The organism is Klebsiella sp. C349492 (assembly GCF_042055345.1).
Classification (GTDB): domain Bacteria; phylum Pseudomonadota; class Gammaproteobacteria; order Enterobacterales; family Enterobacteriaceae; genus Klebsiella; species Klebsiella scottii.
On record NZ_JANQCE010000002.1, the window covers coordinates 169,609 to 192,031 of the forward strand.

20 protein-coding genes are annotated in these 22,423 nt (G+C 57.4%); 3 read left to right on the top strand and 17 right to left on the bottom strand.

Going from position 1 to position 22,423, the window contains the following annotated elements:
* Positions 1-240: 240 nt before the first annotated feature.
* Entirely contained in the window at positions 241-1,689 is a 1,449-nt protein-coding gene (gene thiI / locus NWP14_RS08495) for a tRNA uracil 4-sulfurtransferase ThiI (protein WP_346432010.1), read from the top strand.
* Between the two features lie 110 nt (positions 1,690-1,799).
* Here the strand turns inward: thiI and yajL are convergent, their stop codons facing one another.
* Both yajL and panE read right to left on the bottom strand, forming a co-directional pair.
* A complete protein-coding gene (gene yajL, locus NWP14_RS08500; RefSeq protein ID WP_095094369.1) occupies positions 1,800-2,393 on the bottom strand; it encodes a protein deglycase YajL in 594 nt (197 codons plus the stop codon).
* A complete protein-coding gene (gene panE, locus NWP14_RS08505; RefSeq protein ID WP_375215172.1) occupies positions 2,356-3,267 on the bottom strand; it encodes a 2-dehydropantoate 2-reductase in 912 nt (303 codons plus the stop codon). The genes yajL and panE overlap by 38 nt, the downstream gene beginning before the upstream one ends.
* A gap of 198 nt (positions 3,268-3,465) precedes the next feature.
* Here panE and NWP14_RS08510 point away from each other — a divergent pair, with 198 nt between their 5' ends.
* Positions 3,466-3,957 carry a YajQ family cyclic di-GMP-binding protein gene (locus tag NWP14_RS08510; protein WP_041144301.1) on the top strand — a complete coding sequence of 164 codons (492 nt, stop codon included), beginning with the start codon at positions 3,466-3,468 and terminating at the stop codon, positions 3,955-3,957.
* Between the two features lie 28 nt (positions 3,958-3,985).
* Here the strand turns inward: NWP14_RS08510 and NWP14_RS08515 are convergent, their stop codons facing one another.
* The 8 genes from NWP14_RS08515 to NWP14_RS08550 all read right to left on the bottom strand — a co-directional run bounded on the left by NWP14_RS08515 (position 3,986) and on the right by NWP14_RS08550 (position 13,801).
* Entirely contained in the window at positions 3,986-5,350 is a 1,365-nt protein-coding gene (locus NWP14_RS08515) for an MFS transporter (RefSeq protein ID WP_095094373.1), read from the bottom strand.
* Between the two features lie 156 nt (positions 5,351-5,506).
* Entirely contained in the window at positions 5,507-6,685 is a 1,179-nt protein-coding gene (locus tag NWP14_RS08520; RefSeq protein WP_346432009.1) for a Gfo/Idh/MocA family oxidoreductase, read from the bottom strand.
* Between the two features lie 314 nt (positions 6,686-6,999).
* Complete coding sequence (locus NWP14_RS08525) at positions 7,000-8,364, bottom strand: aromatic acid/H+ symport family MFS transporter (protein WP_346432008.1); 1,365 nt, start codon at positions 8,362-8,364, stop codon at positions 7,000-7,002.
* 10 nt (positions 8,365-8,374) lie between these two features.
* Positions 8,375-9,193, bottom strand: a complete 819-nt coding sequence (locus NWP14_RS08530) for a sugar phosphate isomerase/epimerase (RefSeq protein ID WP_095094381.1) — start codon at positions 9,191-9,193, stop codon at positions 8,375-8,377.
* A gap of 65 nt (positions 9,194-9,258) precedes the next feature.
* Positions 9,259-10,962, bottom strand: coding sequence for an FAD-dependent oxidoreductase (locus tag NWP14_RS08535; RefSeq protein WP_375215173.1), 1,704 nt, complete (start codon positions 10,960-10,962; stop codon positions 9,259-9,261).
* A 10-nt stretch (positions 10,963-10,972) separates the two neighbouring features.
* Positions 10,973-11,293: an NIPSNAP family protein gene (locus NWP14_RS08540; RefSeq protein ID WP_128878934.1), complete on the bottom strand. Its 321-nt coding sequence runs from the start codon at positions 11,291-11,293 to the stop codon at positions 10,973-10,975.
* Positions 11,294-11,306: 13 nt separating this feature from the next.
* The gene (locus NWP14_RS08545; protein ID WP_375215174.1) at positions 11,307-12,983 is read right to left on the bottom strand and encodes an FAD-dependent oxidoreductase; all 1,677 of its coding nucleotides are present in this window, start codon (positions 12,981-12,983) and stop codon (positions 11,307-11,309) included.
* Positions 12,980-13,801, bottom strand: a complete 822-nt coding sequence (locus NWP14_RS08550; protein WP_346432005.1) for a shikimate dehydrogenase — start codon at positions 13,799-13,801, stop codon at positions 12,980-12,982. Before NWP14_RS08550 ends, NWP14_RS08545 begins: the two co-directional genes overlap by 4 nt.
* A 152-nt stretch (positions 13,802-13,953) precedes the next feature.
* Between NWP14_RS08550 and NWP14_RS08555 the strand changes: the two genes are divergently transcribed.
* Positions 13,954-14,712, top strand: coding sequence for an IclR family transcriptional regulator C-terminal domain-containing protein (locus tag NWP14_RS08555; RefSeq protein ID WP_375215175.1), 759 nt, complete (start codon positions 13,954-13,956; stop codon positions 14,710-14,712).
* Between the two features lie 53 nt (positions 14,713-14,765).
* Here the strand turns inward: NWP14_RS08555 and cyoE are convergent, their stop codons facing one another.
* From cyoE to NWP14_RS08590, 7 genes are all read right to left on the bottom strand, one after another.
* On the bottom strand, positions 14,766-15,653 hold the full coding sequence (cyoE, locus tag NWP14_RS08560) for a heme o synthase (RefSeq protein ID WP_375215176.1): 888 nt from the start codon (positions 15,651-15,653) through the stop codon (positions 14,766-14,768).
* 11 nt (positions 15,654-15,664) lie between these two features.
* The gene (locus tag NWP14_RS08565) at positions 15,665-15,994 is read right to left on the bottom strand and encodes a cytochrome o ubiquinol oxidase subunit IV (protein WP_041144311.1); all 330 of its coding nucleotides are present in this window, start codon (positions 15,992-15,994) and stop codon (positions 15,665-15,667) included.
* Positions 15,994-16,605, bottom strand: a complete 612-nt coding sequence (locus tag NWP14_RS08570; RefSeq protein WP_095094394.1) for a cytochrome o ubiquinol oxidase subunit III — start codon at positions 16,603-16,605, stop codon at positions 15,994-15,996. The genes NWP14_RS08565 and NWP14_RS08570 overlap by 1 nt, the downstream gene beginning before the upstream one ends.
* Positions 16,595-18,586: a cytochrome o ubiquinol oxidase subunit I gene (gene cyoB, locus NWP14_RS08575; RefSeq protein ID WP_095094397.1), complete on the bottom strand. Its 1,992-nt coding sequence runs from the start codon at positions 18,584-18,586 to the stop codon at positions 16,595-16,597. The genes NWP14_RS08570 and cyoB overlap by 11 nt, the downstream gene beginning before the upstream one ends.
* Positions 18,587-18,605: 19 nt before the next feature.
* Positions 18,606-19,553, bottom strand: coding sequence for a cytochrome o ubiquinol oxidase subunit II (gene cyoA / locus NWP14_RS08580; protein ID WP_041144314.1), 948 nt, complete (start codon positions 19,551-19,553; stop codon positions 18,606-18,608).
* Positions 19,554-20,073: 520 nt separating this feature from the next.
* A complete protein-coding gene (gene ampG / locus NWP14_RS08585) occupies positions 20,074-21,549 on the bottom strand; it encodes a muropeptide MFS transporter AmpG (RefSeq protein WP_346432004.1) in 1,476 nt (491 codons plus the stop codon).
* A gap of 45 nt (positions 21,550-21,594) precedes the next feature.
* Positions 21,595-22,173 (bottom strand): lipoprotein, encoded by a 579-nt coding sequence (locus tag NWP14_RS08590; RefSeq protein WP_004858708.1) that lies wholly within the window; start codon positions 22,171-22,173, stop codon positions 21,595-21,597.
* Positions 22,174-22,423 lie beyond the last annotated feature (250 nt).

Consider the following 22,423-nt stretch of genomic DNA (forward strand, 5'->3'; position numbering starts at 1 on the left):
AAGTCACGTGGTTAAGCAAATATGCGCCTTATCCGGCAAGCGTCCCTGGCCTAAGCCCGATGCGCTCCCGGCGAACCTGTCGTCCCGGCTGCGGCGGATGATTTAGCGTAAAACACGCAATGCCAGGTGAAAAGCTTCCATTAGTGGTATACTTCGCGCCCTGGATGCAGGCACCGCGGTGCACTGCAGTACATCTTTTGCTTAAAGCCCTGTCGGGCTTGCCAACGAACTATTGTCGCCATGAAGTTTATCATTAAATTGTTCCCGGAAATCACCATCAAAAGCCAATCTGTGCGATTGCGCTTCATTAAAATCTTAACCGGGAACATTCGTAACGTTCTCAAAAACTATGATGAGACGCTCGCCGTCGTTCGTCATTGGGATCATATCGAAGTTCGCGCGAAAGACGAAAATCAGCGTCCGGCTATTCGCGATGCGCTGACCCGAATTCCCGGTATTCACCATATCCTGGAAGTCGAAGACGTTCCCTTCACTTCGCTGCACGATATTTTCGAGCAAACGCTGCCGCTGTGGCGCGAGACGCTGGAAGGCAAAACCTTCTGCGTGCGCGTAAAGCGTCGCGGTAAGCATGAGTTTACCTCTATCGAAGTGGAACGCTACGTCGGCGGCGGTCTGAACCAGCATATCGAAACGGCCCGAGTTAAGCTGACCAACCCGGATATCACCGTCAATCTGGAGATCGAAAACGATCGCCTGCTGCTGGTGAAAGGGCGCTATGAAGGCATCGGCGGTTTCCCCATCGGCACCCAGGAAGACGTGCTGTCGCTGATCTCCGGCGGCTTCGATTCCGGCGTTTCCAGCTACATGCTGATGCGTCGCGGCTGCCGCGTGCACTACTGCTTCTTTAACCTCGGCGGCGCGGCGCACGAAATCGGCGTCCGTCAGGTCGCGCACTACCTGTGGAACCGCTTTGGCAGCTCCCACCGCGTGCGTTTTGTGGCGATTAACTTCGAGCCGGTGGTCGGTGAGATCCTCGAAAAAGTTGACGATGGTCAGATGGGCGTCGTGCTTAAGCGCATGATGGTTCGCGCCGCCTCCCAGGTGGCTGAACGCTACGGCGTGCAGGCGCTGGTGACCGGCGAAGCGCTGGGCCAGGTATCCAGCCAGACGCTGACCAACCTGCGGCTGATCGATAACGTCTCCGATACGCTGATCCTGCGTCCGCTGATCTCTCACGATAAAGAGCACATCATTAACCTGGCGCGCGAAATCGGCACCGAAGACTTTGCCCGCACCATGCCGGAATACTGCGGCGTGATCTCGAAGAGCCCGACCGTGAAGGCGGTGAAGGCGAAGATCGAAGCGGAAGAGCAGAACTTCGATTTCAGCATCCTGGATAAGGTGGTGGCGGAAGCCAATAACGTCGATATTCGCGATATCGCCCAGCAAACTCAGCAGGAAGTGGTTGAGGTTGAAACCGTCAGCGGTTTTGGCCCCAACGACGTGATTCTGGATATTCGCTCGGTTGACGAGCAGGATGACAGACCGCTGAAGGTGGAAGGCGTCGACGTGGTTTCGCTACCGTTTTACAAGCTGAGCACCCAGTTCGGCAACCTCGACCAGAGCAAAACCTGGCTGCTGTGGTGCGAGCGTGGCGTAATGAGCCGCCTGCAGGCGCTGTATCTGCGCGAGCAGGGCTTTGAGAACGTGAAGGTCTATCGCCCGTAACCTGCGGATAGCGACGGTCACCCCGTGAGGCGCCGCCCGGCGCGATCGGGGGAAGTCCCGGATAGCGGCAGCCATGCCTTATCCGGGCGACCGATCCTGCCCGTATCGGATCAGGCTTCGTAGTAGTTATATATTCCCGCCGCCATCACCAGCTGTGAAGCGACCTCATGCGCTTTTTCACGACTGACCAGCAGATCGATCATCTTGAGCGCAAAATCAATCGCCGTTCCTGGCCCCTGGCTGGTGAGCAGGTTAACCCGCGGGTCCCAGACCACGCGCTTATCCTGCCACTGCCCGGCGGGGATCTGCTCCTTCAGCGCCGGAAAGCCGGTCATGTTGCCGATCGGGAAAAGATTGTGCGGGACCAGCACCGTGGCGGCAGCGGCGCAGATGGCGGCGACGATCCGCCCGGAGAGATGAAACTGCCTGACCGTCTCCACCAGCAGCGGGCTATCGCGGAAGCATTCCGCGCCTTTGATGCCGCCGGGAAGAACGATAATGTCATAATCGCCGTCGGCAACTTCCACCAGCGGCGCATCGGCCAGCAGCTTAACGCCGCGCGAGCAGACAATGGTCAGGCTGCCGTCGCCGGCGACGCTGGCGGTAGTGACCTGCACCCCGCCGCGTACTAGTAAATCGATAGCGGTGACCGCTTCCGTCTCTTCGCTACCAGGGGCGAGGCAAATCAGTGCCGACGCGCTCATATTCATTCTCCTTACGCTTTACCTGTTCAAACATGCGGGCGTTTTCCGGTACGGCAAGGCCGTGGGCACGGGCGCGCTTGAGCAGAAAACCGGTGATATAGTCGATTTCCGTATGACGCTGAGCGCGGATATCCTGCAGCATCGAAGAGATATTTTCTGCCGTACTTTCAATTATCTGATGGACATAAAATAGCAGGTTTTCCGGCGATGTATGTATTCCTTCGCGTTCCATCACGGCGGCGACTTCCCGGCAGATAGTCTCCACTTCCGTCGCCGCGTCGCGTAAATCGCCGTTTTTGCAGTTGCGTAGCGCCGTCAGCGGATTAATCACGCAGTTGACCGCCAGCTTGCTCCAGAGCGCCGGCTGGATATTATTGTGCCAGGCCACGTCCGGCAGGACGTTTTGCAGCGTATCGGCAAGCGTGCTGTAGTCCTGCGGATACGCCCTCGCCGGGCCAATATGGGTGGTGCCGTTAGCCACGTGGACGATCACGTTGCCGTCGCGCCGCGCGGCCTGAGTGGTTGAAGCCAGCAGCAGGGGCTGCCTGACGCCTTTAAGCTCGTCGACTGTACCCATTCCGTTATGGATAAGCAGTATCGGTGATGAGGCCGGCAGGCGTTCGGCGAGGTTCTTTACCGCCGTAGAGACCTGCCAGGCCTTCAGGGTGACCAGCAGCAGATCGCTGCTGGCGAGAAAATCGGGATCGTTAGCGGTTAACGACTCATTAAAAATGCTGCCGTCAGTCTCGATCAGATTGACGCTGCAGAAAGGTTGTGGGACGCGTAACCACCCCTGGACATCATGTCCATGTTTACACAGCGCGGTCAGCCATAGCTGTCCAAGCGCACCGCATCCGAGTACGGTTACCTTCATTAATCCTCCTCACCTGCGACAATCCCAGGCACTCATAGCTAAAGTATATACTCGTTGTCCTTCCGGCTGCAGCCAATGCCGCTGCGGCTGGAGAAACCTGGAGCATAGCGCCGTCAGCTATGCTTGCGGGATAACCAGTTGAGTTATGCCGTGTTGCAGGTATTATGCAACGCAAAAGAAACGAAAGGAGAGGAAAAGATGCCATCTTTCGATATTGTCTCTGAAGTCGATCTTCAGGAAGTTCGAAACGCCGTAGAGAATGCGACCCGTGAAGTTGAATCGCGTTTTGATTTTCGCAACGTGGAAGCCAGTTTTGAGCTGAACGAAAAAAATGAGACCATCAAGGTTCTCAGCGAGTCTGATTTCCAGATTAACCAGCTGCTGGATATTCTCCGCGCTAAGCTGTTGAAGCGCGGCATTGAGGGCAGCTCTCTCGAGGTGCCGGAAGAGTTCGTGCACAGCGGCAAAACCTGGTTTGTCGATGCCAAACTGAAGCAGGGCATTGAGAGCACGATGCAGAAAAAAATCGTTAAGCTCATCAAGGACAGCAAGCTGAAGGTGCAGGCGCAGATTCAGGGCGAAGAGATCCGCGTGACCGGCAAGGCGCGTGACGATCTGCAGGCGGTGATGGCGCTGGTGCGCGGCGGCGATTTAGGCCAGCCGTTCCAGTTCAAGAACTTCCGCGACTAATAAAAAAGCGGGTTATCCCCGCTTTTTTTTAACTCCCTTTTATCGCCTGCTCAACCTCGAAGCGATTGGTCAGCTTGCTGTCGATTTTGACGTAGACCGAACGCTCTTCGGCCACCACCAGCGCCTGTTTTACCCCGTCGAGGGTCAGCAGACGCGTCTGCAGGGTATCATCCACGGCCACATCGCCCGGGATTTCAATTCTCAGACTGCTGACGTACGGCGGTTCGCTCATCGTTCCGGCAACCAGCAGCCACAGCATCGCCAGCAGCGCGCCGAGCAGGAACACGGTCTGCGAATCGAAGAAGCCGTCAACCCAGCCGCCGAGCGCGCCGCCAATCGCCACGCCGAGAAACTGGCTGGTTGAGTAGATGCCCATCGCGGTGCCTTTGTATCCGGCCGGCGACTCCTTGCTAATCAACGACGGCAGCAGCGCTTCCAGCAGGTTAAAGGCAAGGAAGAACAGCTGAACCCCCGCGACCAGCTCCCAGAAGTATCCGCCCGCGCCCCACAGGACGATTTCGGCCACCAGCAGCAGCGCGACGCAGAACAGAAAGACGTGCTTCATCTTGCGCTTCACTTCGGCATAGATGATAAACGGCACGACCGAGACAAAAGAGATAAGCATGGTCACCAGATAAATCTTCCAGTGCTCAGCGGCGGGGAAACCTGCGGCCTCCAGCTGGCCGGGAAGGGCGACGAACGTCGACATCAGCATGATGTGCAGGCACATAATGCCGAAATTGAGCTTCAGCAGCTTTGGCTCGGCGAGGACTTTGCTAAAGCAGTCTTTTACCATGCCTGATTCGCGGTTCAGGACGTGATTATGGCTGTTGGGCACCACCCACAGGGTGAGCAGAATGCCGATTGACGCGAGCCCGGCGATCATCCAGAACAGGGCGTGCAGGCCCAGCTGGTGGGTGACTATCGGCCCCAGCACCATGGCGATAGCAAAGGTCACGCCGAAGCTGACGCCAATAAAGGCCATCGCTTTCGTGCGGTTCTGTTCGCGGGTTAAATCGGAAAGGAGCGCCATGACCGCGGCGGCAATCGCCCCGGAGCCCTGCAGCGCCCGGCCGAGAATTATGCCCCAGATGGAGTCGCTGAGCGCGGCGATAATGCTGCCGATAACGAAGATCAGCAGGCCGCCAACGATCAGCGGTTTACGCCCGATACGGTCGGAAAGCAGGCCGAAGGGGATCTGAAACAGGGCCTGGGCCAGCCCATAGATCCCAATTGCGAGGCCGATAAGCGCCTCGCTGGCGCCCTGTAAAGCCATACCATAGGTGGTCAGAACCGGCAGAACCATAAACATGCCGAGCATACGCAGCGAGAATACGGTCCCCAAACCCCAGGTCGCGCGCAGTTCGCCTGGCGTCATTTTATTATCGTTCATTACCACCTCAATCGAAAAACTGCGCCTAGTGTAGTGGGGGGAGCCGAAAGCGTAAATAAATGTTTGTTTAACAGATATTACGGGTGTGTAGCGTGGTGAGGTAAGTGCGGTAGAAATAAAGAAACCGGTGGAGGAGGCCCCACCGGGATGCAGCATTTATTGTAAATTAAAGTCAACCCACTGGCCGCCGGCGTCGGCGGATTTGACGCATTGTTCAACCCAGTAGACGCCGTGTAATCCTGCTTCCACATTTGGGTACCAGAAGTCTGCCAGCAGCTGAGCGTCGCCGCGATCCGTCGCATCAATGGCGATAGCGAAGCGGCGGTAGAGGTTTGCCCAGGCTTCGAACAGCCCCTCCGGATGGCCGCCGCCGATGCGATCGTCCGCCAGCGCCTCGCGGCTGAGATAGGGCATTCCGCGTTCGAGGAGCCGGGCCGGTTCGCCCTGTACCTCATAGCTGAGCTGATTGGGCCGCTCGTCCCACCATTCGATGCTGGCCTTTTCCCCGACCACCCGCACCTTTTGCGAGTGCATTGCGCCGCTGTTGATCGCGCTGGTCCACATCGAACCGACGGCACCGTTGTCGTACTCCATCAGCACGAAGGCGTTATCTTCCAGCGGCGCCCGGGACTTAACGAAGCTCTGACGGGAGCACATCAGGCGCTTAATGTTGAGCTGCGGCACCATGGTTTCGGCGATAAACAGCGGGTGCGTTGCGAGGTCGCCCAGAACGTAGCTTGGGCCTGCGTACTCCGGCGTCACCCGCCAGCGGGTGGACTCTGCCTGCAGTTCGACCGCCTCGTTATGAAAGCCGTGGGCGAACTGCATGGTGATCACCCGAATCTGGCCGAGCAGCCCTTCGGCGATCATCTGCCGCGCCTGCTGAACCATCTGATATCCGGCGTAGCCGTAGGTGACGCCTACGATCTTGTTGTGCCGGCGGCTCAGCGTCAGCAGTTCGTTGGCTTCGGCGGCGGTGAAGCACAGCGGCTTTTCGCAGATAACGTGCAGCCCGGCTTCCAGCGCGGCTTTAGCGATCGCGAAGTGGGTATTGTTTGGCGTGGTGACCGACACCGCCTCGACGCCATCGGGACGCCGCGCCTCCTCGCGAAACAGGGTTTGATAATCGGCGTAGCAGCGCTCTGGCGCGATGCCGAGCTGCTGGCCAAACTGGCGTCCGCGTTCGGCATCGATATCGAGTGCGCCCGCCAGCAGGGTAAAGACGTTGTCGCGCAGCGCCGCAGAGCGGTGGCTGTAGCCAATCTGGCTGGTGCCGCCGCCGCCGATCATGCCCCAGCGCAGGGAACGGGACAGGGGTTTCATGCCGTTTAACATGGAGCTCTCCTTTCAAAAAACACGGGTGTCAGGGGGAACGTTGGGTGATTCCTGCCGCTTGTGCCGTCGACGGGGCATATTTCGGCATCCACATTATGGAATCGTTTATTTCATTTTATTATTGTTTTGGAATTTATTTTTCGTTTGTGCGAGGGCGATCGAAAAATGGCCGTAGCGAGGAGGAAATGAAGGCGCGGCGCAGCTTTCTGCTGCGCCGCCTGCTTCTCAGATCGTACGTGAGGTGGGGCGAGGGGGGGCCGCAATATGCCTGGAGGCAGCCTCTCCGGCGGTAATAGCGGCAGGAGGTATATTATTCACGATGCGCTCCTGGCTGCGGCGGATGAAGCGGTATCGTTCGCGTGGGGGCCGTCGGCAAACAGCTCTTTTGCAATAAGCCCTGCTACGGTCAGAGCCGCCGGAATACCGAGGATCAAAAAGACGCTTTCAAAGCTGAGGTTTAGCGCCATCATTTCGGCGCCGGCAAAGGCGCTGATAATAGCCCCGACGCGGCCGATGCCGTGCATCCAGCTGGAGCCGGTGGCTCGCGCCTGGGTCGGATAAAAGCGCGCAGAGAGCGCGTTCATCCCGGTATTGCCGCCGTTCAGACAGGCTCCGCTAATAAAGGCCAGCAGGCACAGAAGGGTAAAGCTGGCCGCGGCGTAGCCCATTGCCATCGTGAAAATCCCGCCAATGGCAAAAATGACCGCCAGCGCACGGTGCGGGTTAATACGGTCCATCAGCCAGCCGGCAAACAGCGAGCCCAGGGTCCCGCCGGCCTGATATATGGCGGTCATGATTGCCGCCTGGCTTACCGTCATGCCGACCTCTTTAACCAGCGTCGGCAGCCAGCTGCCCAGCAGATAGACCAGAAAGAGCCCCATAAAATAGACCAGCCACAGCATCAGCGAGCCGAAGCGATACCGGCGGGAGAGCACGATGCGCATTGCGCTGCCGCTGACGGGCTGCGCTGGCAGGGTAAACTCCGCGTCATCGGCGATTTGTCCGGGATAAAGCCGCCGTAAAATCGTGCGGACCCGCGCCGCCGGAGCGCCCTTAATCACCAGAAAACGCACTGATTCCGGTAGCTTCCAGATAAGCAGCGGCGCAAACAAAATAGGCAGCACGCCACCTAAGGCCATTAAGGAGTGCCAGCCAAACCGCGGGATCAGCCACGAGGCGGAAAATCCTCCCGCCGCCGCGCCGAAGGTGAAGCCGCAAAAGATAATCGTAATAATGAAAGATCGCCGTCGCTCCGGCGCATATTCTGAGACCAGGGTCCCCATGTTCGGCATCGCGGCCCCCAGTCCGAGTCCGGTCATAAAGCGAAAGAAGATCATCTGATCGATATTTTGTGAAAATGCGGTGGCGATGGTCCAGAAGCCAAAAAAGAAGACGCTGTTAACGATGATTTTTTTCCGTCCCAGCCAGTCGGCAAGCGGGCCGGAAAAAATCGCTCCCAGCGCGAGGCCAATCAGCGCGGCGCTAATGACAAAGCCGAGCTCATGGTTGGTGACCCCCCACTCCTGCTTCAAGGTGGGGGCGATAAAACCCATAATCGCGATATCAAAACCGTCCAGCGCAATCACGCAGAAACCTAAGAAAACCACCAGCTTCTGATAGCGGCTCAAGGGGTTATGGTTAATTAACTCTCTGACATCCAGGCGTTGAGTCTGTGTCATAGTGCCTCCCTCAGGCGGATGGCTGCAGATAGGTCTGCGCGGCCTTGAACAGCAGCTGCGCGCGCTCAAGCGCGGGCAGGGCGCCCCGGTCGCCGCTTAACGGCACCTCGAGAGAGACGGCGAGAGTCGCCGGAAGGGCGGCCATCAGGCCAGGTAGATCGAGCCCGCCCTCGCCGGGAATGTTACGCGCGGCGCGGGCCTGATGGATAAGCTCCTGCTCATCGCTCGGGATAGCTGACGGAGCGTCACACAGCTGCATATAGTTCAGGTAATGGTGCGGGAGGCGGGAGAGCGCTTCGAGCGATTCGCCCCCTCGCCAGAAATGGATGGCGTCGATCAGAATACCAACATCCGATCTGCCGCTGGCGTCAATCAAGCTGCGGGCAGCGGCAATAGTGCGCAGGCAGGTCCACGGCATGGGTTCGAGATTCATCGTTAAACCATACTCTTGACCCGCCTGCGCCAGCGCCGCGAGGTTATCCGCGCTACGGTTGAGATGGCTATCGTTGCCGGCGACCAGCACCTGTTTCGCCCCCAGCCGCTCGGCGGTTTGCATAAACAGACGCAGTCGCGCATCCAGCGCAAAGTCTGGCGTCAGGCGAACAATTTCAACATCGGAGACGCGAATGCCGGTATCGCGCAGCGCCGCTAAGGTTTCGCGAACGGTGGCGGTATCGCCGAGCATGTCGTAGTTCGGGTCGGATGGCGTGGCGGGAAGTAGCCGCAGTCCGACGTGGGTAAAGCCGGTTTGGGCGGCAATCCGCACCTGTTCCGGCGGCGAAACATCCAGCAGGGTCAGTGCGGCGAGTGATAGGGTACGCATGTTCATAAGGACTCCGGTACAGTGGCAGGTGGTTGTTGTTATGTGTACTACCGTCCCTGGCGGGGTGTGACTTACTGCATTGTTTTATCTATGTTTTCCGTCAAATTTTTACCAACAAGATAACCAAAGGTCATCGCCGGGCCGAGCGTAATACCGCCGCTGGGATAGTATCCCCGCATCACGCTCGACATATCGTTACCGATGGCATAGAGGCCGGCGATGGGCTGCTGCTGCGCATCCAGCACGCGGGCCTGTTCATCGGTTTTCAAGCCGCTAAACGATCCGAGCGAACCCGGCAGAATGCGTACCGCATAGAAAGGGGGTTGGCTCAGCGCGCCTAAGGTCGGGTGGTGAGGATTGGCGGCGTCGCCCTGGGCCTGGTTATAGGCCGAGGCTCCGCGCTGGAACTCATCGTCCCTGCCGCGGGCGGCGAAGGTATTAAAGCGGCTGATGGTCTCCTTCAACCGGACGCTATCAATAGCGCATTTTTCCGCCAGCGCCTCCAGCGTCTCGCCGGACTGCAGATAGCCGGTGCGAAGCCATGCCATGGTCGAGAAAGGGGCCGGACGAGCATGGCCCAGACCATAGCGGCGCAGCGCCCGGCTGTCGGCAAGCAGCCACGCCTGCGGAGTTTCTCCGGGCGGCGTGGCCTCCAGCAGCGCGGCAATAAAGTCGTGATAGGAGTCGGCTTCGTTGGTGAAGCGCCTGCCGTTGGGCAGCACGGCGACAAACCCTGGCTTAGCGCGTTCCACCAGGTGCGGGAACGGCAGCTGCAGGCCGCTGGCGAGGGTGACGCGGGAAACTGGGGCCCAGGCCATCGCGTGTCTGAGAGAGTCGTCAAACTGACCGCCGACCGACTCTCCCAGGCGGATCCCGTCCCCCGCGTTGCCCGGCGGGGCGGCAGAGAAGTGGCCGTAGCCGTTTGCGGCGTGGGCGACATGCTGAGCCAGGCGCTGCTTATCGTGGGGGAAGCCGCCGCAGGCGAGAATAACCGCATTTGCGCTGACCTGAACTGGACCCTCATCGCCGCGTAATACCGCGCCGGTCACGCCGGCTGATGACGTTAAGAGACGTTCTACCGGCGCATTCAGCCGGAAGTTGACGCCGGCATCCAGCGCCGCGCGCAGCAGGCGCGCCATCAGCGCGTTGCCGTTGACCAGATGCCGTCCGCGACCGTGGCGTAAGCGCTGCCAGCCGTGGCGCAGCAGGCGCCGCGCGGCATACAGCGCGGAGCGCGGAGAGCGAGTGGCGTTAAAGAAATGCGTCATGTCGGCGCCGCCAGCAATCCCCATTCCCGCAAGGCTGATTGTCTCCAGCGGCGGCCTCAGTCGATGCAGCCAGTCGCCGAGCAGGCGGCCATCGAACGGCCGGGCGGTGACGGAACGTCCGCCCTGCGCGTAGCCTGGCGAGTTGTGAAAATCAGGCATTCGGCTGCCGGAAATAAACTGCACCGCCGTGTTATGGCGAAAGAAATCAATCATTTCCGGGCCGTAGCGAAGAAAAGTGAGCAGGCGGGCATCGGCGGATTGCCCCGCCATCTCGTGTTGAAGATAGGTGAGCGGCACGCTGGCATCCTCTTCAATGCCTTCCTCGCGGGCCAGCGGATTGCGGGGGATCCACAGCCAGCCGCCGGACCAGGCGCTGGTGCCGCCAATCACCGACTCCTTTTCCGCCACCAGCACGCTGGCGCCGTTGAGGGCGGCGGTGACGGCGGCTGAGAGACCCGCCGCTCCGGAACCGACAATCAGCACATCTACTTTCACATGCCCGCTCATCTATGGCTCCTTATTGCAGCGGTGAAAAATCGGTAGGGCGCAGCAGAACGGACTCCAGGCGCTCGACGGCCGCCAGTTCGCGGTTTTTACGAGAGAAGGTGAGCCAGCGTTCGTCCTGCGCCATGCGCGCGCGGCGCACCAGACGATCGTCAAGGCTTTCATAAGCCCAGATATGCACGACCTGATTAACGACGCCAATCTCGGTAAAGAAAAAGCCAATCAGCTTGCCGAGGTGCTCGGTTTGCACGGCGTAGGCATCGCTTTTGTAGAGCGCCAGCCAGTCGGCCATTTTTAATGGGCTGATGGTGTAGGTACGTTTTTCGTAGATCATGAAACTCTCCTGATTAAAGTGCGGGTTGTTGCGCCAGGTGCGTGGCGCAGAGATAGCCGAAGGTGAGCGCCGGGCCGAGAGTGATTCCGGGACCGGGATAGGTCCCGGCCATCAGTGAATCCATATCATTGCCCACGGCATACAGCCCTCTAATGGGCTGACCTTGTTGATTAATGACCTGAGCATCGGCGGTGGTGACCAGCCCGCGTGAGGTGCCCAAATCACCGGTGTAGAGCGTGATGGCGTAAAAGGGGGCCGCGGCGAGCGGGGCGTTACAGGCGTTCGGCTGGTGGCCGGGATCGCCCATCACACGGTTATAGCTGTTGCCTCCTTTGGTAAATTCCGTATCGCTGCCGCTGGCGGCATCTCGGTTGTAGCGGCTAACGGTAGCGGTCAGGGTTTGTCCATCGACCCCCAGCGCTTGCGCGAGCTGAGCGAGAGAATCCGCTTTGTGCAGATAGCCGGCCTTTATCAGCGCGTCGTTATTAACCGGAGCCGGGCGCGCCAGCCCCAGGCCGTAGCGCTTCATGGCCAGCGCATCGCAAATCAGATAGCAGGGCGCATTTTCCTCCTGGCTTTGCATGGCGCTGGCGAAATGGTGGTAGGAGTTAGATTCATTCACGAAACGCACGGCGCGCTGGTTAACGGCAATGACGCCGGGCTTGGCGCGATCGGTGACGAGGTGCGGGAAACGCTCTTCGCTGCCATCCGCATGACGTAAGACGGAGACCGGCGCCCAGAAAAAGTTTGACGGTAAATCGGCTCCTTGCCTGGCGTTAAGCGTCGCCGTCAGGCGAAAAGCCGCGCCGTCATTGGCGTCGGGTGACATGGTGTAGTGTTCGCGCGTTTTCGGCCGGTACCGCGCCGCCAGCTGGCCAGCGGCAAATCCCCCGGCGGCCAGCACCACGCCCTGGCGCGCATGCAGCACGCTTCTCTGGCCGGCATGCTCAATCTCGACGCCGGTGACTTCACCGTTGCTTTCGATTAGCGACGTAACGTTTACGTTCAGCTGCAGGCTCATGCCCTTGCGAAAGGCGAGGGTGGCCATCCGCGCAATTAAGGCATTACCCATCGCCAGCCGGGTTCCGCGAGGATATTTCAGGCGATCGCGGCCATAGCGCAGCAGTAGCTTTGTGCAGTGGGTAAATGAGCGGAGCGAGCGGCGCATATCGAGAAAATGCTGAATATCGACGCGGTTGACCATCATGCCGCCGAATAGCAGCATCCCCGGCGGAGGCGATCGCAGTTCGCGAAATCGTGAGCCAAGCCTGCGGCCGTCGTATTCGACGACTTCAAGCGCGCGGCCAACGTCAACGGCGCCGGGTTCATCCGGGTAATAGTCGGGAGATAGCGGGCGCAGGCTGTATTTCACCGCGCCCTCTTTTTCCAGAAAGGCCAGCGCTTCACGGCCTGAACTGACGAAGGCATCCACCATCTCCGGGCGGTAGTGCCGTTCGCCGATAATCGTCTTCAGGTAGGTTTTTATCGCGTGTTCCGGGCCGCTTTTTCCCTGCCTGCGCGCCTGGTCGGTATCGTTGATCCATACGGCTCCGCCTGAAATGGCCGAGGTGCCGCCAAACTGAGCGGCTTTCTCCAGCATCAGTACCGAGAGCCCTTTACAGCACGCCGTCACCGCTGCGGCAAAACCGGCGGCGCCGCTGCCGATAACAATAACGTCCCAGCTTTTCATGCGATGGCCCCTTCTTCATGAGCGATGGCGCCAATGAACTGCCCCATCAGCTTCATCTGCGCTAACGCCATTTCAGGCCCGGTTTGCACCACGCAGCCCCGGGCTTGAGCGAAGGTCAGCAGGGGAGTCATCACCGGCGCGGTGACGACATCGGCGACATAAGTGGCGGCTTCCAGAGTATCCAGCAGGGTCTGCGGCAGCGGCAGCGCGTCAAAGCCGCTCATTCCGGCGGGGGAGCCGTTGACCAGCAAATCAATACCGTCCAGGGTGTCCGGCAGCGTGGCGAGGTGCAGCTCAGGGAAGCGAGTGGCCAGGCGGTTGTGCAGCAGCTGCAGAGTGGCCGAATTCTGGTCGTGGAGAGTCAGGTGGGTGATGCCCGCTTCGCATAAACCCCACGCGATGGCGCTCCCTACGCCGCCGCAGCCTGACAGCAGCGCTTTTTTTCCGCTGGCCTGAAAACCCCGCGTTTTTGCGGCAAGAAGAAAGCCGACGCCGTCCAGCATATCGCCCTGCAAGCGGCCGTCCGGCAGCTTACGCACCACGTTTACCGCGTTGAGGTGGCGCGCTCGCGGAGTGAGTTCATCGACCAGGGCGGCGACGCGCTGTTTGTGCGGAACGGTAACCAGCACGCCGCTCATATTCTGCCATCCACGTAACGCGTTCAGGTAATCAGCCACCGCCTCTGGCACGATATCAACCGGGATCATCACGCTGTCCTGGCTTTGCTCTGCAAAGTGACGGTTGAAATTCTCCGGTGATTTAACCTGGGTAATAGGGTGGCCGATGACGGCAACAACCTGAGTGGATCCACTGACCATTTCAAACCTCACTTGTTAAATGAATGTTGTGAAAGTATTTCAGTGGACGCTGGGAGCGGCAACGCAGAATTCGGACGTGTTGGTTGTTAATCGCACCATCACTGCGATAATCGCACTAAACTGATAGTCTTGTTGCAAAAGTGTGAACAACTATGCAAAACCAAATACATCCACGCGATTTGATCGTCGGGCTGCAAAAAGGGCTGGCGCTGATCCAGCTTTTTTCACGAGAGTATCCCCGTCTCTCCGTACCGCAGGCGGCAAAAATGAGCGGGCTGACGCAAAGCGCGGCGCGGCGATTCTTTCTCACGCTGCTGCATGAGCGCTACCTGCAGACCGACGGGCGCTACTACTGGCTTACGCCAAAAGCGCTGCGTCTGGGGCAGGCCTATGTTGATTCGGCCCAGTTCCCGCGGATGGTGCGGCCGATTGTCGAGTACATTGCCAGCCGCACGGAGGAGCACGCCTCGGTTGGGGTGATTGATGATGACGAGCTGGTTTATATCGCTCGCAGCAAACACACGCCGTTTAACTCCACCTCGGTTCGGCTGGGGGAGAGGGTACCGATTCACTGCACCGCCGGCGGACGTTTGTGGCTGGCATCGTTGACGGAGGCAGAGTGCGAAACGGTCCTGCAGCGCATCAGGCGCGAACAGCGCACCCCTTATACGGTGACCGATATTGCGCCGCTGATGGAAAAGATCGCCCAAATCCGTCGCCAGGGATATGCCGCGATCGAGCAGGAGTTTGAAATTGGGATGTTAGTGCTGGCGGTGCCGCTGGCCGACAGGGAAGGGGTGTACTGGGGAGCGCTGAGCTTAACCAGCCATCTGTCGCGGACTTCGCTGGATGCCTTATGCCGCGATCATCTTGATTTACTCTACAGCGCGCAGGCGATGCTGATTAGCTAAGCGAGACAAATAAAAAACCCCGCCGGAGCGGGGTTTGTCAGAGAGCGACAATCTTATCCGATGTAGGCCAGCAGATTGTGCGAATTCGGCACCATAAAGTCGACGGACATCATCACCGACAGCGCGGTAATGGCGACGATGGAAAAGACGAACAGCTTACGCGCCCAGACTTTATCATCGGCCACTTTGTAACCGCGCAGCGCCATTCCGAGCCACCAGACGCTCACCGCGGCCGCCACGACCAGGTATTTGTACCCGGCATAGCCGCCCAGGGAGAGCATCAGCGTCGCGACGGCGAAAGCAATGATGTATACGGTGATATGGTTCTTGGCAACCGAGATACCTTTCACTACCGGCAGAACCGGAATGTTTGCCGCCTGATAATCCTTGAAGCGGAAAATCGCGATGGCATAGGAGTGAGGCATCTGCCACAGGCTAAAGATAGCCAGCAGAATGGCGGCACCGCTATCAAAATCGCCGGTAACCGCACAGTAGCCAATCACCGGCGGCGCAGCGCCGGAGAGAGAACCAATCAGCGTGCCGTAGACGGAGTGGCGTTTCATGTACAGGCTATAGACGCCGACATAAACCACGAACCCCATCACCCCCAGCCAGCAGGCCAGGGGATTAGCGCCAAACCACAGGAGCATGAAGCCAGCAATACCCAGCAAGGTGGCGTATACCAGCGAAGCTCCTGGCGAGATCAGCCCTTTGACCAGCACCCGGTTTTTCGTCCGTTCCATCTTACGATCGATATCACGGTCGATGTAGTTGTTGAATACACAACCCGAGGCGACCACCAGGGACACGCCAAGGAGCGTCCAGGCGAACAGCGGATAGTCGATGTGGCCTTTAGAGGCCAGCAGGAAACCGCCGATCACCGAGATCAGGTTGCCGAAAATGATGCCAGGTTTCGTTACTTGCAGGTATTGCTTAAACATACTCGCCGCTCTTAGTGCATCATCATGTTGTAGTTCAGGTTCCACATAATCCAGATGGAGCCGATAACAACGATAGCAATGATGATTACGGTGAAGATAAACGCGGTCAGGTTCCAACCTTCGTCAGATTTGCTGTTCATGTGCAGGAAGTACACCAGGTGTACCACGATCTGCACAACAGCAGTGACCAGGATAGTTCCCAGAATAGCCGCATGCGATGCGGAGCCACTCATAACCATAGCAAACGGAATGACCGTCAGAATGATCGACAGGATAAAACCTGTCATGTAGCTCTTAACGCTGCCGTGAGAAGCGCCGTTATGATCGGTAGAATGACTCATTACATTGCCCCCATCAGATAAACAACAGAGAACACGCAGATCCACACCACGTCCAGGAAGTGCCAGAACAGGCTCAGGCACATGATACGGGTACGGTTAGTTGGGGTCAGGCCGCGACGCGAAACCTGGAACATCAGCACCGCCATCCAGATAAGACCGGAAGTGACGTGCAGACCGTGCGTGCCTACCAGCGCGAAGAACGCTGACAGGAAGCCGCTGCGATCCGGACCCATACCTTCAACAATCAGATGATGGAATTCATAGAGCTCCATCGCGATGAACCCTGCCCCGAAGAGGAAGGTCAGCGCCAGCCAGGAAACGACCTGGCTCTTGTTGTTTTTGTACATGGCGATAGCCGCCATGCCGTAGGTGATGGAGCTGAACAGCAGCAGAGCAGTTTCAACCAGAACGAACGGCAGTTCGAAAATATCTTTACCGGTCGGGCCGCCCGCAGTGCCGTTCACCAGAACGGCATAAGTGGCGAACAGGCTAGCGAAGATAATGCAGTCGCTCATCAGGTAGATCCAGAAGCCGAATACCTTCATCGGCCCTGTATCGTGATGCCCGTGGTCGTGTCCGTGGGCGTTATGCGCAAGAGTATCAGTTGCCATTTTTCAGCCCCGCTTTGTTAATTTCATCGAAATGCTGACCTTCCAGTTTTTCGACTTCTGCAACCGGCACGTAGTAATCCACGTCTTCGTCAAAGCTCTTAATAATCCAGGTTACAACGATGCCGACAAAGCCAACAATCGCCATCCACCAGATATGCCAGATCATCGCGAAACCAAACACCGTAGCAAAGGCAGCAATAACGATGCCGGCGCCGCTGTTTTTCGGCATATGAATCTCTTCATAGCCTGCAGGTTTCTTGTACGCTTCGCCTTTTTCTTTCATTTCCCAGAACGCATCGCGCTCGTGGACGTTCGGAACGATAGCAAAGTTATAGAACGGCGGAGGTGAAGAGGTTGCCCACTCCAGAGTACGGCCGCCCCACGGGTCACCGGTCAGGTCGCGGTTTTGCTCGCGATCGCGGATAGAGACGTAGAACTGAATCAGCTGGCAGAGGATACCGCAAGCGATCAGCGCCGCGCCGCAGGCTGCAACAACCAGCATCGGGTGGAACTGCGGATCGATTTGCTGGCTCAGACGACGGGTCATCCCCATGAAGCCCAGCACGTACAGCGGCATAAACGCCACGAAGAAGCCGATGATCCAGAACCAGAACGCGCGTACGCCCCAGGTTTCGTTCAGCGTGAAGCCGAAGGCTTTTGGCCACCAGTAGGTCAGACCTGCGAAGCAGCCGAAGACCACGCCACCGATAATAACGTTATGGAAGTGGGCAATCAGGAACAGGCTGTTGTGCAGAACGAAGTCCGCGCCCGGTACCGCCAGCAGTACACCGGTCATGCCGCCTACGGAGAAGGTGACGATGAAGCCGATGGTCCACAGCATGGCAGAGTTCAGGACGATACGTCCCTGGTACATAGTGAACAGCCAGTTGAAGATCTTCACCCCGGTCGGGATGGCGATAATCATGGTTGTAATACCAAAGAAGGCGTTTACGTTCGCGCCAGCACCCATGGTGAAGAAGTGGTGCAGCCAAACGATGAACGACAGAACGGTAATACAAATGGTTGCCCATACCAGCGAGGTATAGCCGAACAGACGCTTACGCGAGAAGGTGGCCGCGATTTCGGAGAACACGCCGAATACCGGCAGAACCAGAATGTACACTTCCGGGTGACCCCAGGCCCAAATCAGGTTGATGTACATCATCATGTTGCCACCCATATCGTTGGTAAAGAAATGGGTGCCCAGGTAGCGGTCCAGGGTCAGCAGCGCGACGGTGACGGTCAGAATTGGGAATGAAGCAATAATCAGGATGTTGGCGCACAGAGATGCCCAGGAGAATACCGGCATCTTGAACATCGTCATGCCAGGGGCACGCATCTTGATAATAGTCACAAAGAAGTTAATACCGGTTAAGGTTGTCCCGATACCGGAGAGCTGGAGAGCCCAGATCCAGTAATCGACCCCAACGCCCGGACTGTATTCGATTCCCGATAGCGGCGGGTAGGCCAGCCAACCGGTCTGCGCGAACTCACCGACGCCCAGAGACAGGTTAACCAGAATTACGCCAACAACGGTGAACCAGAAGCTCAGGTTGTTAAGGAACGGGAATGCCACGTCGCGCGCGCCGAGCTGCAGCGGAACAACGAGGTTCATCAGACCGATAACAAACGGCATCGCTACGAAGAAGATCATGATAACGCCGTGGGCGGTAAAGATCTGATCGTAGTGGTGAGGAGGCAGGAAGCCCGCATCCCCGGCCGAGGCCAGCACCTGCTGGCTACGCATCATGACGGCGTCAGCAAAGCCACGCAGCAGCATAACGATTGCTACGATGACGTACATGATACCGAGTCGTTTGTGGTCAACCGAAGTCAGCCACTCTTTCCATAGGTAGGACCACTTACCGAAGTAAGTGATTGCCGCCAGAAGCGCCAGTCCCCCGATGATGATTGCAGCTACCGTAATCACGATAATAGGTTCGTGATAGGGCACTGCATCCAGTGTTAGTTTTCCGAACATCGTTTTCTTCCTCGGTCCCTTAGTGAGCGGTTTCCGCGTGGCTCATGTCCATGCCTTCCATTCCTTCGTGCGCCGCGTGCTCGCCTTCAGGTTGGGACATGTCCATGCTCTTGCCGTGAGACATGAATTTGCCGATAACGTCTTTAAACAAATCTGGCTTCACGTTAGAGAAGTATTCCACTTTGTTGTATTCGCTAGGCGCAGCCACTTTTTCGAAGGCAGCCATGGAGTCCATGGTGTTCGAAGACTGTTTTACTTTCGCTACCCACTGATCGAAGGATGCACGATCCGGCGTGGCGAGAGCTTTGAACTTCATTCCTGAGAAGCCCGGGCCGCTATAGCTGGCGGAGATACCGTCATAAGTGCCAGTTTCGTTCGCGATGAGGTGCAGCTGAGTCTGCATCCCGGCCATTGCGTAAATCTGGCTGCCTAAACGTGGGATAAAGAACGAGTTCATCACGGAGTTAGAGGTCACTTTGAAGTGTACCGGTACGTTCGCCGGGAAGGCGATTTCGTTGACGGTAGCAATACCCTGTTCCGGATAGATAAAGAACCATTTCCAGTCCATCGAAACAACTTCGATGACGATCGGGTTCTCTTCGTGAGCTAGCGGTTTGCTTGGCTCTAATGCGTGAGTGGTTTTCCAGGTCAGAACGGCCAGGAACAGAATGATCAGGATAGGAACCGTCCAGACCACAGCTTCAACTTTGTTGGAGTGTGACCAGTTCGGGCTATACTTCGCATCTTTATTGCTCGCGCGATACTTCCAGGCAAATCCTACTGCCATTAAGACGGCGGGAATAACGACAATCATCATCAGGCCAAAGGCCGTCAGTATCAAAGAACGTTGCTCCAGTCCAATCTGTCCTTTTGGGTCAAGGAGCGCAGAATCACAACCACTGAGTAATACAGTACCTGCGATTAATGACATCCATCCCAAACTTTTATTGTATTTCCTAAGTCTCATTGAACGACCTCAATTCCACGGAATCTGGTGGCGCTTAAAGTGTGCGGGCATTTTACGGGAAGGTTGCATTACTGTAAACATGATTGGAGCTGTGTCAGTTCCGTGTTAGTGGGTTCTGCTTGCTTTGTCACATATGTAACCGAGTGTGACGCTGTCGCTTGCAAAGCCTGATTTGCGCTGGATCTATAACGAAAGGGATAAGAATGAAGTTACTTATGGGGGAATGAGTATAAACGTCGAGAAAATAGAACAACTAATTAACAATTAATTATCAAATAAAAGACATCGCCGGCGAGGCGAAATAAACGGCCTTTGCTGAATCGTTTAAATTATTTAATGAATTGAATAAAAGTTGTCAATAATTTCCCAAAATGTAAAACGCACAAAACAACAAATGAAAAAAGGAAAATATAAAATCGTTAATAAGCCGTTATAATTACGTTTAGTGATTAAAACGGCTTATTCCCTCCGCCGGGGTATCCCGGACCAGCCGCGCCGCGCTCCGCAGGGCGCGGCTACCCTAAACCAGCTCCGTTTTGCGCAGCGCCAGATAGTCCAGAAGGCTGCCGAGCAAAATACCGCCAACGGCGGTCAGCGCAGCAATCTCCAGCAGGCCGGATAAGAAGGAGAACGAGGTGTAATCGAGGGCATTCAGCACCAGCAGCAGCAGCCATACCGCGAGCATGACGCAGCCGATAGCCAGCACGATCAGGGCCAGCGAATAGGCCTGCGGATAATGCGTTCGCGGCATAAACCTCTCCGTGCGCTGGGTATGTTCCAGCGTGCGCCTGCAGATAAGCAGCAGCACGATGCCGGGAACGGCCGCCACGACCGAGAAGAGATAAAACGTCGGCCAGCCGTGGGCTTCAACAAACCAGCCGGCAATCGGCCCGACGTACACGCGCCCGACGGCGGAGAGCGCCGACAGCAGCGCAAACTGGGTGGCGGAGAACGATTTATTGCACAGCGTCATTAACAGCGCGACAAACGCCGCGGTACCCATCCCGCCGCACAGATTTTCGAAAAATACCGCCGTGGCCATCGAGTAAATATGCTTATCGGTAATTGACAGCAGCCAGTAGCCGGCGTTGGAGACCCCCTGCAGCAGACCGAAAATAAGCAGAGCGCGGAACAGGGTCAGGCGCTGCATTAACACGCCGCCGTACAGGGCGCCGATGATAGTGGCAAACAGCCCCAGCGTTTTATTCACCATCCCGACCTCACCGGCGTCAAAACCGACGCCGCGGATCAAAAAGGTGGTCGTCAGGCTCATTGCAAAAGCATCGCCGAGCTTATAAAGGACGATTAACAGCAGGATCAGCCAGGCGTTGTTGCGGCCGAAGAAATCGCGGAGCGGTTCCGCGACGGCCTGCTCAAGGCTTTTCGGTACCGGGATCGCGTCGTCAGGCTCCGGCGCCAGCAGGGTGGCGATGATGCACGGGATCAGCAGCGCGGCCATCAGCCAGTACATGCCCTGCCAGCCCAGCCAGCGGTCGGCCAGCCATAGCGCCAGGCCGCCGGAAACCAGCATGCCCAGACGGTAGCCCAGCACGCTAACCGCGGCGCCGGCTCCGCGCTCTTCGGCGGCCAGAATGTCGGTTTTCCACGCGTCGAAGACGATATCCTGCGAGGCGGAACAGAAGGCAATAACTACCGCCAGCGCCGCCATCCAGCGCAGCTGCGTCGAGGGTTCAAGGAAACCCATAGCCGCGATGGCGATAAGCAGCAGAAACTGGGTCGTCAGCAGCCAGCCGCGGCGTCTGCCGAGAAACGGCGGCGTGTAGCGGTCCATCACCGGCGACCAAAGGAACTTAAAGACGTAGGCCTGGCCGACGAGCGAAAAGAAACCGATGGTTTTCAGATCTATATTCTCGACGGTCATCCACGCCTGCAGCGTGCCGGAGGTGAGGGCGAGAGGCAAACCGGAAGCAAAGCCAAGGATCAGCAAAATAGCTGATTTAGGCTGCTGAAAAATACGTAAGTAGTGACTGGACATGGGCCTGTAGCACGGACCCGACCGCTGGCCGGGTCCGTGATTTTATTAACGCGCGTTTTGCTTGATGAAGTCGTGGATGCTGGTGTCCTGCGCCATGTCGGCGATAGTGTCGGTCAGAACGCTGTTAACAGCATTGGCAATATTCTGGTTGGAGGCCTGGAATGCACCTTCCACGGAATAGCTTGCGCGATAGTTTTTGGTCATCTTCGTGCCGTTCGCCGCGGTGGCGATGATGGCGATATCCGCTTTCGTGGCGATGTTGTAACGCACGTTGCCCTGGGAAACGTCGGCGTACAGTTTATTCACGATGATTTGCAGATCGACGGCGCCGTTCGGCCCAATCATATAGCCGCGCGCGGTCATCTGTTTCTCCAGCACTTCCTGCAGCAGGAAGCGGAGATCGCGGGAGGCAGTCAGCGTCACCTGCTGGTTATCGCGGGTCACTTTGGCCAGGGCCTGATCCGGACGCTGATCCGCGCCGTTGATGCTGACGGTCACGCCCATCAGGCTCGGGTCCTGCTGCGGCAGGGACATTTTCGGCGATACATCAATAGTGGTCGGCGGTGTGGCGCATCCTGCCAGCATAAACATTGCGACCAGCGGGAAAAGAATTTTCTTAAACATGTTCAGGGGTCTCAAGGCATGGTGTTGTGATGAGGAAATTGCCGTCATCATAACATCGCCAACGGCGAGGGGAAGTGGCAACGTATGTAAATTCATCGCGTTGTGCGTTTTCTGGCCTTCTTCCCATTTTTATGGCGATCCAGACGGACATTACGGCATACAGAGCCAGTAAACTTGATACTTTTGAATGAAAATATAAGAGAAATGCTAATTTTTTGTTGTTTTCCGGTAATGGAAACGGTAAAAGCGG